At 73.2% G+C, this 13,262-nt stretch carries 13 protein-coding genes and 1 pseudogene; 3 read left to right on the plus strand and 11 right to left on the minus strand.

Features of this window, described 5'->3' with window-relative positions; all coding sequences use genetic code 11:
* Window positions 1-111: 111 nt before the first annotated feature.
* Together BS83_RS35350 and BS83_RS35355 are read right to left on the minus strand one after the other, a co-directional pair.
* Entirely contained in the window at window positions 112-1,050 is a 939-nt protein-coding gene (locus BS83_RS35350) for a GlxA family transcriptional regulator (RefSeq protein WP_037607416.1), read from the minus strand.
* A 7-nt stretch (window positions 1,051-1,057) separates the two neighbouring features.
* Window positions 1,058-1,627 carry a cysteine hydrolase family protein gene (locus tag BS83_RS35355; RefSeq protein WP_037607417.1) on the minus strand — a complete coding sequence of 190 codons (570 nt, stop codon included), beginning with the start codon at window positions 1,625-1,627 and terminating at the stop codon, window positions 1,058-1,060.
* 140 nt (window positions 1,628-1,767) lie between these two features.
* On the opposite strand from BS83_RS35355, the gene dapD reads away from it, so the two are divergent.
* On the plus strand, window positions 1,768-2,778 hold the full coding sequence (gene dapD, locus BS83_RS35360) for a 2,3,4,5-tetrahydropyridine-2,6-dicarboxylate N-succinyltransferase (RefSeq protein ID WP_037607418.1): 1,011 nt from the start codon (window positions 1,768-1,770) through the stop codon (window positions 2,776-2,778).
* Between the two features lie 63 nt (window positions 2,779-2,841).
* On the opposite strand, the gene BS83_RS35365 is transcribed toward dapD, so the two are convergent.
* Window positions 2,842-4,311, minus strand: coding sequence for an MDR family MFS transporter (locus tag BS83_RS35365; protein WP_084714618.1), 1,470 nt, complete (start codon window positions 4,309-4,311; stop codon window positions 2,842-2,844).
* Window positions 4,312-4,413: 102 nt separating this feature from the next.
* On the opposite strand from BS83_RS35365, the gene BS83_RS35370 reads away from it, so the two are divergent.
* Window positions 4,414-5,058, plus strand: a complete 645-nt coding sequence (locus BS83_RS35370) for a TetR/AcrR family transcriptional regulator (protein WP_037607419.1) — start codon at window positions 4,414-4,416, stop codon at window positions 5,056-5,058.
* 140 nt (window positions 5,059-5,198) lie between these two features.
* Entirely contained in the window at window positions 5,199-5,375 is a 177-nt protein-coding gene (locus BS83_RS46830; protein WP_198035375.1) for a hypothetical protein, read from the plus strand.
* On the opposite strand, the gene BS83_RS35375 is transcribed toward BS83_RS46830, so the two are convergent.
* From BS83_RS35375 to BS83_RS35410, 8 genes and pseudogenes are all read right to left on the minus strand, one after another.
* Window positions 5,350-5,952, minus strand: a complete 603-nt coding sequence (locus tag BS83_RS35375; RefSeq protein WP_157597457.1) for a DUF6099 family protein — start codon at window positions 5,950-5,952, stop codon at window positions 5,350-5,352. The genes BS83_RS46830 and BS83_RS35375 overlap by 26 nt on opposite strands.
* A gap of 373 nt (window positions 5,953-6,325) precedes the next feature.
* A complete protein-coding gene (locus tag BS83_RS35380; protein WP_051944608.1) occupies window positions 6,326-6,727 on the minus strand; it encodes a nucleotide pyrophosphohydrolase in 402 nt (133 codons plus the stop codon).
* A 5-nt stretch (window positions 6,728-6,732) separates the two neighbouring features.
* Window positions 6,733-7,926, minus strand: a complete 1,194-nt coding sequence (locus BS83_RS35385; protein ID WP_198035376.1) for an AAA family ATPase — start codon at window positions 7,924-7,926, stop codon at window positions 6,733-6,735.
* 135 nt (window positions 7,927-8,061) lie between these two features.
* Window positions 8,062-8,901 (minus strand): putative RNA methyltransferase, encoded by an 840-nt coding sequence (locus BS83_RS35390; protein WP_037607420.1) that lies wholly within the window; start codon window positions 8,899-8,901, stop codon window positions 8,062-8,064.
* A 123-nt stretch (window positions 8,902-9,024) separates the two neighbouring features.
* Window positions 9,025-9,387, minus strand: a pseudogene (locus BS83_RS35395) (fic family toxin-antitoxin system, toxin component); the annotation flags it as partial.
* Complete coding sequence (locus BS83_RS35400; RefSeq protein ID WP_037607421.1) at window positions 9,384-9,620, minus strand: toxin-antitoxin system HicB family antitoxin; 237 nt, start codon at window positions 9,618-9,620, stop codon at window positions 9,384-9,386. The gene BS83_RS35400 and the pseudogene BS83_RS35395, both read right to left, overlap by 4 nt.
* Window positions 9,621-9,706: 86 nt before the next feature.
* Complete coding sequence (locus BS83_RS35405; protein WP_037610616.1) at window positions 9,707-11,062, minus strand: class I SAM-dependent RNA methyltransferase; 1,356 nt, start codon at window positions 11,060-11,062, stop codon at window positions 9,707-9,709.
* Between the two features lie 121 nt (window positions 11,063-11,183).
* Window positions 11,184-13,256, minus strand: a complete 2,073-nt coding sequence (locus tag BS83_RS35410; protein ID WP_037607422.1) for an APC family permease — start codon at window positions 13,254-13,256, stop codon at window positions 11,184-11,186.
* Window positions 13,257-13,262: the final 6 nt, after the last annotated feature.

Here is a 13,262-nt window from a genome sequence, read left to right on the forward strand (position 1 = left end):
CATCACACACCACGGCCAGGGGTGTCACAAGCGGGAAAACGGTAAGGAGCACGACAAAACTGTGTGCTCGCTGAGCGTTCGCTGGGAGGAGATTCTGTGCCCGGCCTCGCCTCAGGAGTCGGCCTCGGCGCTCCGGGACCGCAGTCGGCGCAGCATCCTGGCGTCGTCGAAGCCGACCTCGCGGGCCGCCGCCTCCACGGTCGCACCATGGCTGATCAGGTGCTCCGCCCTTTCGACCCGCAGCGTCTGCTGGTAGCGCAGCGGCGTGAGGCCGCCGGTCGCCCGGGTGAAGAGTCGGGTAAGGGTTCGTTCGCTGACCCGGGCCGCTCCGGCGAGCAGCGCCAGCGGCAGCGGCTCGGCGAAGCGCGCGTCGATCAGGTCCTGGACCCGGTGCACCCCGTCGTCGAGGTGGGCGCGGTGCCGCAGCATCGCGCTGGCCTGCGGCTCGTGACCGTTACGGCGGGCGTAGACGACCATGTCGCGGGCGATCTGCGCGGCGACGGCGGGCCCGTGCCGCCCGGCGACCAGGTGCAGCGCCAGGTCGATCCCCGAGGCGATGCCGGCCGAGGTGACCACCCGGTCGTCGGTCGTGTAGAGGACGTCCCGCACCACCTGGGCGCGCGGGTGACGGCGCGCCAGCTCGTCCTGGATGTCGTGGTGCGTGGTGCAGCGCCGGCCGTCGAGCAGGCCGGCCGCACCCAGCGCCTCCGCACCCGCGCAGATGCTCGCGACGGTGCCGCCCGCCTCGTGGTGGGCGCGCAGCGCCTCCAGGGGGCCGGGGCCGAGCGGGAGCGGGAAGCAGTCCGCGGCGCCCTCCCCCGGCACCCGCCAGCCGGGCACGACCAGCAGGTCGTCGCGGTCCAGCACCGGCCAGTCGGTACCGGCCTGCAGCGGGAGCCCCTGCGCGCTCGGCACCAGCTCCCGCTCGGCCACGTAGTCGAGCCGGTAGGGGAACCCGAAGTCCCCGGCCGTGCCGAAGACCTGCGCGGGCCCGGCCAGGTCCAGCAGATGGACCCCGGGCACCAGCAGGAAGACGACGCGGTTGCTCACCCCGCCATCATTCCGCAGCGGCGGCAGCGGCATCACCGGAGGCGACGGCCTCGAGCTCGCCCACCGTCACGATGTCGGCGAAGCGGTCCCGCAGCACCGCCTCGGTGCGCTCGATGATCGCTGCCGCGCTGAGCGTCCCGATCGCGTTGGTGGTGGTGGCGTCGGTGACGAAGGTGCAGCGGTAGCCGAGGTCGCTGCCGACGCGCGTGGTGGTCTCCACGCACTGCTCGGTCCTGATCCCGCAGAGCACGAGCTCGGTCACGCCGCGCTCGGTCAGCTGCTGCTGGAGGTTGGTGGTGGTGAACGCGTTGTGCGAGGTCTTCTGGACCGTGATCTCGCCGGGCAGCGGCTGGTCCAGCTCCTCCATGAGCCGGACGTGGCCGAGCACCGGATCGAAGACGGTGTCCGTGCCGGGCTCGGCGTGCAGCACCCAGACGACCGTGTCACCCTGCGCGCGGGCCAGCCGGACCAGGCGGTTCACCGGTTCGGCGATCTTCGGGTTGTCCACCTCGGCCCACTCCTCGGCGCGAGCACGGAAGGACTCCTGGACATCGATGACAATCAGTGCGCGATTCATGTGCACCAGTCTGGCCTGCCCGAACAGTCATCCAGAAGGCCTCTTCGGGTCTGTACCCGGAACGATCCGGTCAGCCGACACGCCCGTCCGTCCAGCGGGACGGTTCGGCATGCGCGCACCCGATTGGTTAGCGTGCAGGCGTGACTACTGAGACTTCCACCTCCACCTCGCCCAAGGGCGGCGCCGTCGCCACCGGTCTGGCCACCGTCGCCGCCGACGGCACCGTCCTCGACACCTGGTTCCCCGCCCCGCAGCTGGTCGCGGCGGGATCGGACGAGTCCGGCCCGTCCGGGACCGTCCGCCTGAGCGCCGAGGAGGCCGAGGCCGCGCTGGGCGCCGGTGCGGCCGCCGCGCTGCGCGTGGACGCGCGACGCGGCGTCGAGGTGATCGCGGTCCGCACGGTCATCGGCTCGCTGGACGACAAGCCCGCCGACGCGCACGACGCCTACCTCCGGCTGCACCTGCTCAGCCACCGCCTGGTCCAGCCGCACGGCCAGAACCTGGACGGCCTCTTCGGCCTGCTCGCCAACGTCGCCTGGACCAGCATCGGCCCCACCCCGGTCGGGCAGGTCGAGGCCGCACGGCTCGCCGTCCGCGCCGAGGGCGGCCAGCTGGCCGTCTACGGGATCGACAAGTTCCCGCGCATGACCGACTACGTCGCGCCGACCGGCGTGCGGATCGCCCACGCCGACCGGGTCCGCCTCGGCGCGCACCTGGCCGAGGGCACCACGGTGATGCACGAGGGCTTCGTCAACTTCAACGCCGGCACGCTCGGCACCTCGATGGTCGAGGGCCGCATCTCGGCGGGCGTCGTCGTGGGCGACCACAGCGACATCGGCGGCGGCGCGTCGATCATGGGCACCCTGTCCGGCGGCGGCAAGCAGGTCGTCTCGGTGGGGCAGCGCTGCCTGCTCGGCGCGAACGCGGGCATCGGCATCTCGCTGGGCGACGACTGCGTGGTCGAGGCCGGTCTCTACGTCACCGCGGGCACCAGGGTCACCGCGCCCAACGGCCAGATCGCCAAGGCGGTCGAGCTGTCCGGCCAGTCGAACCTGCTGTTCCGTCGCAACTCGCAGAGCGGCGCGGTCGAGGTCATCGCCCGCTCCGGTTCCTGGGGCGGCCTGAACGCCGAGCTGCACGCCCACAACTGACGTGCCGTGAGCGGCTCCGCGGGTGGGGCGATGGTTGATCGCGCCCACCCGGCGGAGCCGCCCTCAGCGGGGCCCGCGCCGCCAGCGGGGCGCGTCCTGCCGCCGGCCAGGGAACAGCGCGGCGGGAATCAGGCAGAGGGCCGACAGACCGAGCGCCCACCAGAACGCCCCGCCGTAGGCCGCGGCGACCGGTCGGCCCTGGTGGGCCAGGCCGTGGCCGAGCACCACCACCAGCACCGCCGTGCCAAGCGAACCCCCGATCCGGTTCAGCACGTTGAGCGCGCTCGACGCCCGCGGCGCCTGCTCCCTGGTCACGCTCGCGAAGACCGCCGTCATGCCGGGCGACATGGTCGCCCCGATGCCCAGGCCGCGCAGCAGCAGCGACAGGGCCAGCACCCACCCGGCCGGGCCCGAGGCGAGCTGGGTGAAGGCGATCGTGCCGAGCAGCGAGAGCGTCACCCCGCCGAGCATGAGTGCCCGGGGGCTGTACCGGCGGCCGAGACGCGGCCCCAGCACCATGGCCACCGCGCTCCCCAGCGCCTGCGGCACCACCAGCAGCCCTGCCTGCAGCACGCTCGCGTGGCGCACCTCCTGGTAGTAGAGCGGCACCAGCAGCATGGAGCTGTAGAGCGAGGCACCGACCAGGAACGAGCTCGCCGTGGCGACCGAGAAGCCGCGTCGGGCGAAGAGCCGCAGGTCGATCAGCGGCACCCGCCGCCCGCGCAGCGCGTGGACCGCGTAGCCGAGCAGCAGCGCCACCCCGGCCAGCAGCGGGAGCAGCACCTGCGCGGACCCCGGGCCCGCCTGCGCTCCGGCCCGGCTGCAGCCGTAGACCAGCGCACCGATGCCGGGAGAGAGCAGCGCCAGGCCGCGCACGTCCAGCCTGGTGGCCGCGCCCCGCACCCGCGACCCCTGCGGCAGCAGCCGCCAGGCGGCGAGCAGGGTGGCCAGGCCGAGCGGCAGGTTGATCCAGAACATCCAGCGCCAGTCCAGGTGTTGCACGATCAGGCCGCCGGCTATCGGTCCGAGCACCGGCGCCAGCGCGACCGGGAGCGAGATGACGCCCATCATCCGGCCCATCCGCGCGGGCCCGGCCTCCTGGGCCAGGAACGCCTGGCCGATCGGCTGCATCAGCGCGCCGCCGACGCCCTGCAGCAGCCGGAAGACGATCAACGCCGCCGCCGACCAGGCCAGCCCGCAGAGCGCCGACCCGACGACGAAGGCCGCGACCGCGAACATCCAGGCCCGCTTGCTGCCGAAGCGCTCGGCCGCCCAGCCGGAGACCGGCATGACCAGCGAGACCGCGAGCAGGTACCCGGTGGAGAACCACTGGGCCGTGTCCAGCGAGGCGTGCAGCGAGTGGGCGACCGACTCGACGCCCACGCTGACGATGGTCGCGTCCAGCATGGACAGGACCGCGCCGAATATCAGCACGAAGGCGATCCGCCAGAGCCGCGCCTCGATGCGCGCCTCGCCAGCCGGTGCGGCGGCAGCGGAGCCGGACGGTGGCGCGAGTGTGGACGGCGAAGCCATGGTTCCCCCTCGGTTCAGGTTTCTGTGTTCGTCATAAAATTAGGCTGCACCCACTTCTTAGGTCAAGCACAAATTTGGGCCGGACCGAATAGACTCGCCTCCATGGGTCAGGGACTTCGGGAACGCAAGAAGCAGGAGCTGCGGCAGGCCATCTCCGACGAGGCGACGCTGCTGTTCGTCGAGCGCGGCTTCGAGCAGGTGACCATCGCTCACATCGCCGAGGCGGTCGGCGTCGCCAAGATGACGGTGACCAACTACTTCCCCCGCAAGGAGGACCTGGTCTTCGACGAGCATGAGCGGCTGACCCGGCGGCTCGCCGGAACCGCCGTGGAGCGCCGCCCCGGTGAGACCGTGCTCGACGCGCTGCGCCGCGACTACGCCGACTCGGCCGCCGCGGGCGACGAACTGCTCGGCGCGACCTCCCGGGGCTTCGCGGGGCTGGTCGAGAGCAGCCCCGTGCTGCTGGCCCGCCTGCGGGAGATCCTGGACCAGCAGGAGCGCGCCCTCGCCGACGCACTCGTCGCCGAGGCACCGGACCAACCGCTCGCCGCCCGACTCGTCGCCGCCCAACTCGCCGCCGTCCACCGGATCCTCTGGTACGAGGCGCACCGCCAGGTGCTGGCCGGCGTCACCCCGGAGCGGATCTTCCCGGTGCTGGGCGCGGCCGCGGAGGACGCGTTCGCGGGCCTGGCCCGCCTCTACCAGGGGGACGACCGCGTGCTCAAGCGGCGTCCCGCCTCGGAGTGAATCGGCGGCAAGCCCGGGCGGCACGGGCCGCCCGTGGGTGTGACAGGCAGTGACCAGCGGCGCGGGCGGCTCGTTGGCCGCACGGGACCGGCGCTGCCCGCCCGGCCCCGTCCGCAGCTTCCTGGAGGGTCAGCCCAGCCATGTCCGACGTACCGGTCGCACCCGAGAGCCCGCAGAACCTGTTGGCGCAGATGGAACGGATGCTGGCGGCACTCAACGCCGACCTGGACCAGCTCGACGCCGACCTGCAGCCGTCCGCGCAGCAGCCCGCCCCCTCGATCACCCCGTCGATCACCCCGGAGGCGGATCGAGCCTGACCCCGGCCCGACCCGACGCCCGCCCGGCCGGACCGAGCGCGGCCCGCTCCGCCTGACGGAAACCCGCACCCTCCCGCGCCGGTTCGAGGCCCTCATCGGGCCCCGGGCCGGTCTCCTCGTCGATCGCGCGCAGCAGCTCGGTGAGGAGCTCACGAGCCTGGAACGCGGCGTCGACCCCGTCCACGCAACTCCAGTACAGCTCCTGCTCGTCCGCCCCGCAGGCGACCACCAGCAGCGACTCGGACGCCTCCTGGATCAGCAGCCGCAGCTCCCGCAGCGCCGCACCCACGTCCGCCAGCTCGGAGAGCCTGGCGGCCCGCTCCCCCGTCACCGGTTCGTCCGGCGGACGCCCGATGCACTCGGCGGCATGCGCGCCCGCCTCGGCCAGAGCCCGTGCGATCTCCACCGGCCCGCAGCCGCCGCCCTCCAGCGCCCGCTCGGTGAGCGCCAGCGCCGCGGTCTGCGCGACGGACTCCACCATCCGGCAGGCCTGCCACGCCTCCACGACCACGTCCGCCGCCGTACGCGCCTCGGCCAGCGCGTGCCGGTTCGCCTTGATCAGCCGCAGTGCGTCCATGACGCCACCCACCCCCATGGAGTCGAGCCGACGGTCCCTCCGTCTGCGCCCACCCTCCGCCTCGCGCCTCCCAGCCGACAGCGAGCGTCCACGACCTGTGGACAACTGAGGGGATGTGGAAAACCCGCCCACCCGAACGAGCGAGTTTCGCCTGCTCCGCGGGTCGGGTCCCGGGCGGCGCGGACCACGGCGAAGCCGACGCCGGACCGCGAGAACGAGCCCTCTCGGGCGGAGTTCGGGCACGCCGGAGCGAAGGCGAGGCGAAGGCGAGGCAGCGCGACGCCACCCGCGCCGGGGGCCGGCCGAGGCCGGGGCCGCGTCCAGGCCGGTGCCGGGCCCGCCGGAGCCGCGGGGCCGTCACGGGGGCCGGTGTTCAGTCCAGGGGTTGGGGTTCCGCGGCGGGGAAGCGGAGTTCGTTGCGGTCGATCTTGGCGGCGAGGGCGGCCAGGGGGTCGACGCCGAGGACGCCGCAGAACTGGAGGAGGTAGGCCAGGACGTCGGCCACCTCGTCCTCGACGCGGGGGGCGCGCTTCGGGTCGGACATCACTGCGGCGGCCTGCTCCGGGGTCAGCCACTGGAAGATCTCCAGCAGCTCGGCCGCCTCCACGCTCAGCGCCGCGACCAGGTTCTTCGGGGTGTGGTACGGCTGCCACTTCCGCGCCGCCGCGAACGCGCGCAGGCGGTCCTGGAGGAGCTCGACGGTGAGCGCGGGCTCCTCCGCACCGACGGCGTCGGAGGCGGAGGCTGGCGTCTGGTCCGGGCGCGAGTCGTCCATGGGGATCATTGTGCCGGAACGCCCGCCGCCGCAGGCTCGGCGACGGCCAGCTCGCTCCGCCCCGTGACCGGCTCCCGCCGGCACAGCACCGAGCCGACCCCCGCCACCGACGCGGCCGCCTCCCCCTCCCCCGCCGTCGCCAGCAGACGGACGTGGCCGCGCGCGGCCACCTCCACCGCCAGCCGCAGCAGCTGCGCCGTCCGCGCCCGGTCCAGGCCCAGGTCGAGGCCCTCCGCCAGCACCGTCAGCAGGCGCTCCGCCTCGGGGATCTCCGCAGCCGGGCTCATCTGCAGCACTCCAGGGCCGGTCAACAGCACCGTCGCGAAGGCCAGTTGCCGCAGCACCGCCGACGGCAGCTCGCCGGCGCCGACCCTGCGGCCGCCGGCCTCGTCCAGCGCGGCGCGCACCGCGATCGACCCGTCCGCCCCCGAACTGCGCAGTGCCCCCAGCCCGGTGACCGGCGCGGCGCTCATCGTCCGTGCCGCCTGGGCGAGTTTGCCGAAGCGGATCCGGCACTCCCCCTCGATCCGCGCGACCACCGCCGAGAGGTTCGCCGCCGAGCCGCGCAGCCGCGCGTCGTCGTCCGCCCGCACCCAGTCGCGCATCAGGGTCGGGACCGGATCCAGGGCGAAGCACTCGCGCAGGGCGGTCAGCAGATGCTCGGCGGCGGCCAGCACCAGCCGCTCCCCCGGCGTCGCCCCGGCGACACGCAGCGGCAGCTGGGCGGTGACCAGCCCGCGCGCCGAGAGCGGGGCGCGGATGTCGCCCTGCCGGCCGTCGCTGTGCCAGGCCACGTCGATCCGGCCGCTCGCCGCGTCGACCGCGCCGGTGGTCACCAGCAGCCGCCCGTCCAGGGCGAGCCGCTCCGCGACGACCAGGCCGCTGCTCGCCCGCAGCACCACGTCCAGCCGCACCTCCCCCGCCGGGGACGCGATCGAGCAGCCCAGGCGGACCTCCGCCTCCCCCCACGGCACACAGCCGTCGAGGCCGCCCCGCACGGGCGCCAGCGCCTCCTCGACCTCCTCGCCGCCGGCCAGCGCGGACAGGGCCAGCAGCCCCTCCAGGGCGTTGGACTTGCCCGCTCCCGAGGGGCCGTGCAGCAGGGTCACCGGCGCCAGCGGCAGCACCGCGTCCCGGTACGACTTGAACGCCGTCAGCCGCAGTTCGACGACGGCGGGACGCTGCACACCAGAGCTCACCCGCTCGACGCTACCGACGCGCGGACCCGCCGAAACGTCACAGCAGCGCCGCCGTCCATCCTCCGGGGAACACGGCTCACCCGCCCAGGTGAACGCCGCGACCAGCGGCGCGGACCAGGGGCCGCGGACCGGTGCCTACCGGGTGAAGCGGCTCACCGTCACCGACACGGTGACCTCGACCGGGTCCGGCAGCGCCGCGATCCGCGCGGCCAGGGCGTCGGCATCGGTGTGCCAGGCGCTGGGACCCATGCCGACCACGGTGGCGACCTCGGCGTGGGTGAGCTTCACGGTGAAGGTGTGCTCGCTCGCACCCGCCGGGGCCAGGTGCGGCGTCAGCGCCTTGGCCAGCCGCTCGTCCTTGCGCTCGTCCACGCCCAGCAGGCCCAGCTCGCCGACCAGTTCGCCGAGATGGCCGCGGTTCGGCGAGACGACCAGCAGCTCTCCGCCTGGCCGCAGCACCCGCCTGATCTCCTCGCCCCGGCGCGGCGCGAACACGTTCAGCACCACGTCCGCGACACCGTCCCGCAGCGGCAGCGGCTGCCACGCGTCGCAGACCACCGCGCCCGCCCGCGGATGCGCCTTCGCGGCGCGCCGCAGCGCGAACTTGGAGATGTCCAGGGCCAGCCCGGCCGCGCCGGGGACCGCGTCCAGCACCCGCGCCAGGTAGAAGCCGGTGCCCGCGCCCAGGTCCACGATCCGACCGGCCTCCGCGGCGCGCACGGCGTCGGCCAGCGCGTCGGCGATCGGCCGGTAGTGCCCGGCGCCGAGGAAGTCCACCCGGGCGGCCACCATCGCGGCGGTGTCGCCCGTTCCGGTGTGCGCGCCGCCGGGCAGCAGGCTGGCGTAGCCCTGCTTCGCCACGTCGAAGCTGTGCCCGACCGGGCAGCGCAGCACTCCCTGACCGAGCGTCAGTCCGCGCTCGGCGGCGGCGCCGCAGATCGGGCAGCGGAGCCAGGTGATCACGTCGTGCAGCATCGGTACTCAGTCCCCGGCCTCGCCGGGCGCGCCGCCCTCGTCGCCGCCGTCGGGGCCGTCGGGGCCGGACTCCTCGTCGTCGTCCTCGTCGTCCTCGGCCCCCTCCGGGGCCTGGTCGACGATCCAGCCGGCCAGCCGCTCGGCCGTGCCCTCGACGCCGGTCCTGCCCTCGCGCACCGCACGGGCCAGGGAGCGCATCTCGCGCGTGGTGGTGGCCACCGTCGCCCCGCCCGCGACCAGGTAGGCGAAGGCCACCGCGGTGGCGAACAGTTCGTTGTTGCGTTCCAGCGCGGGGACCCGGATCAGCTGGTGCATCAGCGCCGCCGCCCGGTCCTCGGGCTCCGGGTACACGAGAACGTCGAAGATCTCCGCCTGATGCCGGGTCACCGCCGCGACCAGTGAGCCGTAGTCGGTGACCCGGGGGTCGCCAGGTGTGTACTGCTCGGCGACCATGAGCAGCCAGGACAGGTCGATCTCGATGTTCAACGGCGCGTACCCGTGCCCTCTCGCTCACCACCGAACTCGGCGAGGAACGCGGCCTCGTACTCCTTCATGAACTGCGCGGCGGCATCCACGAAGGCACGGCCTGTCTCGCCCATGTCCTGCTGGACCAGCTTCTCGATGTACTGGTTCATGCTGATCCCCTCCTGTTCCGCCCTGGCCCGAGCGATCTCCGCCGTGGTGGCGTCGACTCGGACATTCAGCTGTTTCTTACTCATACCTAGAAGCTAGCGCGATTCTGCTAGCACAGGAAGGGGCGGCTTTCGGACACGCTGTATTCGGTCAGATCCGGACAGTAGGGATCTCATTCCCCGCTTGCGGGCTCCAGAATCGCCACGCACTCGAAGTGGTGCGTCATCGGGAACAGGTCGAAGGCCCGCAGCGAGACCGGCCGGTAACCGGCCGCGGCGAAGAAGGCCAGATCGCGGCTGAGCGCCGCCGGGTCGCAGGCGACGTAGGCGATCGCGCGCGGGCTCAGGCTCGCCAGGTGCGCGACGGTCTCCCGCCCCGCGCCGGAACGCGGCGGGTCCAGCACGATCAGGTCCGTCTCGGTGATCCCGGTGCGCGGCAGCAGCTTCTCGACCTGGCCGGCCTCGATCCGCACCCGCTTCTCCTCGATCAGGTCGGCGAGGTTGTGCCGGGCGTCCGCGACCGCCTGCTTCCCCGACTCGATCCCCAGGACCGCGCCCGCCCGTCGCTCGCCACCGCCCTTGTTCGAGTCGCTGCGCGACGCGGCCACCTCGCCCATCCGGTCCGCCAGCGCGCCCGCGAAGAGCCCGACCCCGCAGTACAGGTCGAGCGCGTTCTCGCCCGCCCGCGGCGCGAGGCCGTCCAGGACCGCGCCGACCAGCGTGTCGGCGGCCGCCGGGTGGATCTGCCAGAAGCCGCCGTCGCTGACCCGCCAGGTGCGCCCGGCCGCGCGCTCGCGCACGAAGTTCCGGCCGTGCACCCGGTGCACCCCGCCGTGGTCGTCGATCCGCTGCACCGACACCGGCCGGTCCAGCTCGACGATCGGCAGCCTGCCGCCGGGGGTCGGGACCAGGACGACCGCGCGGTCCGAGGAGCCGGTCGCCGAGATCGCCTCGACCGAGGCGATCTGCGGCCACTCGCGCTGCTCGACGCCGAGCTCCTGCACTCCCGGTGCCGCGATCAGGCAGCGCTCGACCGGGACCACCTCGTGCGAGCGGTGCCGGCGCAGTCCGGCCCGGCCGGTCGCGCCGTCCACCGCGTACTGCACCCGGGTGCGCCAGGCGGGTACCTGGCCGGCCGGGACCTTGTCGCCGGGAGCGGGCTCGACGCTGCCGTCCCAGCCCGCCTCCTGCGGGGTCAGCCCGGCCAGCTTCCGCAGCTGCTCGGTCAGCACGGCCGCCTTGAGCTTGCGCTGGGCGCCCGGCGTCGCGTGCTGCCAGTCGCAGCCGCCGCAGAGCCCGGGCCCGGCGTACGGGCACGGCGGGGAGACCCGCTCCTTCGCCGGCTCCAGCACCTCCACCGCGTCCGCGCGCAGGAAGCGCGAGGCCGCGGTGCCGTCCGTCACCTGCGCCACAACCCGCTCGCCCGGCAGTGCGTGCCGGACGAACAGCACCCGGCCCTCGTGACGGGCGACGCAGTGGCCGCCGTGGGCGACCGGGCCCACCTCGACCTCGTAGCGCTCGCCCACCAGCGAGGGGGACTCGGGCGCGGCGGGTGAGGCGGTGCGCGGGTTGGCGCGCGGGGCACCGCTGCGACGGGGGGTACCGGTACGCCGCGAGCTGCTCTGGCGGGAGGTCACGCCTGGTATTTCCTTAGGCCGAGGTGGTGGTGTCGCCGCTGTTGGCGGCGCTGGAGGCCGCCTTCGCCGGCCGCTCGTCGCGGCGTCCGATGTCGCCGCGCCGAACCTGCCCGGGCGCGACCCACGGGCGCGGCTTGCGGCGGCGCTCGGAGGACTCCAGCTGCCAGGGTACCGAGGTCACCATCACCCCGGGCTTGAACAGCAGGCGGCCCTTGAGCCGCAGCGCGCTCTGGTTGTGCAGCAGGTGCTCGTACCAGTGGCCCACGACGTACTCGGGGATGAAGACCGTGACGACGTCGCGCGGGTTGCGGCTGCGCAGCTGGCGGACGTACTCGACGACAGGCCCGGTGACGTCGCGGTAGGGCGAGTGCAGCACCTTGAGCGGCACCTCGATGCCGCGGGTCTCCCACTCGGCCTGCAGCAGCTTCGTGTCGGCCGGGTCGACGTCCACGGTGACCGCCTCGAGGCGGGCGGTGGAGCGCGAGGAGAGCTGGGCGTAGGCGAGCGCGCGCAGCGTCGGCTTGTGCAGCTTGGAGACCAGCACCACGCCGTGCACCCGGGCCGGCAGCGCCTCCTCCTCGGCCTCGGCGTCGTCGAGCGCGAGCTCGGCGGAGACCCGGGTGTAGTGCTTGTTGATCGCCTTCATCATCACGAAGAAGACCACCATCAGCAGGCAGGACATCCAGGCGCCGGACATGAACTTGGTGGCCAGCACGACGACCAGGACGCAGGCGGTGCAGATCAGGCCGATCGTGTTGATCACGCGGCTGCGCATCATCCGGCGGCGCTCGGCCGGGTCGGTCTCGGTCTTCAGCAGCCTGGTCCAGTGCCGGATCATGCCGGTCTGGCTCATGTTGAAGGAGACGAAGACGCCGATGATGTAGAGCTGGATCAGCCGGTTCGGGTCGGCGCCGTAGCCGACGATGAAGACGATCGCGACGCCCGCCAGCAGGATGATGCCGTTGGAGAACGCGAGCCGGTCGCCGCGGGTGTGCAGCTGGCGCGGCAGGTACCGGTCCTGGGCGAGGATCGAGCCGAGCACGGGGAAGCCGTTGAAGGCCGTGTTGGCGGCCAGCACCAGGATCAGACCGGTGACCGCGGCGATGAAGTAGAAGCCGGGGGTGAAGTTGCTGAACACCGCCTCGGAGATCTGCGCGATCGCCGTCTTCTGCTGGTAGCCCGCGGGGGCGCCGTGCAGCTGGGAGACGTTCTCCGCCATCTTCAGGCCGGTGAGGTTGCCCATCCAGATGATGCCGATCAGCATCGTGACCGCGATCACCGCCATCATCAGCAGCGTGGTGGCGGCGTTCTTGCTCTTCGGCTTCTGGAAGGCCGGCACGCCGTTGCTGATCGCCTCGACGCCGGTGAGGGCGGCACAGCCGGACGAGAAGGTCTTCAGCAGCAGCAGCACCAGCGCGATGCCGGTCGGATCGATGTGACCGGGCTGGGCCACCAACGTGAAGCCGGCGCTGGCCGCGTGCATGTGGGTGCCGAAGAAGAGGTCCCGCACCGCGGCCCAGATCATCAGCAGGAAGACCCCGCCCATGAAGCCGTAGGTCGGGATCGCGAAGGCGGTCCCCGACTCGCGCACGCCACGCAGGTTCATCGCCATCAGCAGCAGCACCAGGGCGACCGAGATCAGCACCTCGTGCCCGTGCAGCGAGGGCAGGGCGGAGACGATGTTGGCGACGCCGGAGGTGGTCGACACCGCCACGGTGAGCACGTAGTCGACCAGCAGCGCCGCGGCGACCGTCAGGCCCGCGTTGCCGCCGAGGTTGACCGTGGCGACCTCGTAGTCGCCACCGCCGCTCGGGTAGGCGTGGACGTTCTGGCGGTAGGACGCGACGACGACGAGCATGACGAACGCGACCACCGCGCCGACCCACCAGGAGAAGTGGATCGTGGCGATGCCCGCCACCGACAGGGCCAGGAAGATCTGCTCGGGGGCGTAGGCCACCGAGGAGAGGGCGTCGGAGGCGAAGACCGGCAGGGCGATCCGCTTGGGCAGCAGGGTCTCGCCGAGCTTGTCGCTCTGCAACGCGCGGCCGATAAGGATTCGCTTCGGCAGGTCAGTGAGTTTTGACACGACAGG

The sequence above is a fragment of the Streptacidiphilus rugosus AM-16 genome, from assembly GCF_000744655.1.
GTDB classification, from domain to species: domain Bacteria; phylum Actinomycetota; class Actinomycetes; order Streptomycetales; family Streptomycetaceae; genus Streptacidiphilus; species Streptacidiphilus rugosus.

What these genes read in the sequence shown, in the direction of transcription:
- BS83_RS35380 (WP_051944608.1), bottom strand. Translation starts at nt 6,727, where the DNA reads ATGGACGACTCGCGCCCGGACCAGACGCCAGCCTCCGCCTCCGACGCC.
- BS83_RS35400 (WP_037607421.1), bottom strand. Translation starts at nt 9,620, where the DNA reads ATGAGTAAGAAACAGCTGAATGTCCGAGTCGACGCCACCACGGCGGAG.
- BS83_RS35370 (WP_037607419.1), top strand. Translation starts at nt 4,414, where the DNA reads ATGGGTCAGGGACTTCGGGAACGCAAGAAGCAGGAGCTGCGGCAGGCC.
- BS83_RS35355 (WP_037607417.1), bottom strand. Translation starts at nt 1,627, where the DNA reads ATGAATCGCGCACTGATTGTCATCGATGTCCAGGAGTCCTTCCGTGCT.
- BS83_RS35375 (WP_157597457.1), bottom strand. Translation starts at nt 5,952, where the DNA reads ATGGACGCACTGCGGCTGATCAAGGCGAACCGGCACGCGCTGGCCGAG.
- BS83_RS35365 (WP_084714618.1), bottom strand. Translation starts at nt 4,311, where the DNA reads ATGGCTTCGCCGTCCACACTCGCGCCACCGTCCGGCTCCGCTGCCGCC.
- BS83_RS46830 (WP_198035375.1), top strand. Translation starts at nt 5,199, where the DNA reads ATGTCCGACGTACCGGTCGCACCCGAGAGCCCGCAGAACCTGTTGGCG.
- BS83_RS35390 (WP_037607420.1), bottom strand. Translation starts at nt 8,901, where the DNA reads ATGCTGCACGACGTGATCACCTGGCTCCGCTGCCCGATCTGCGGCGCC.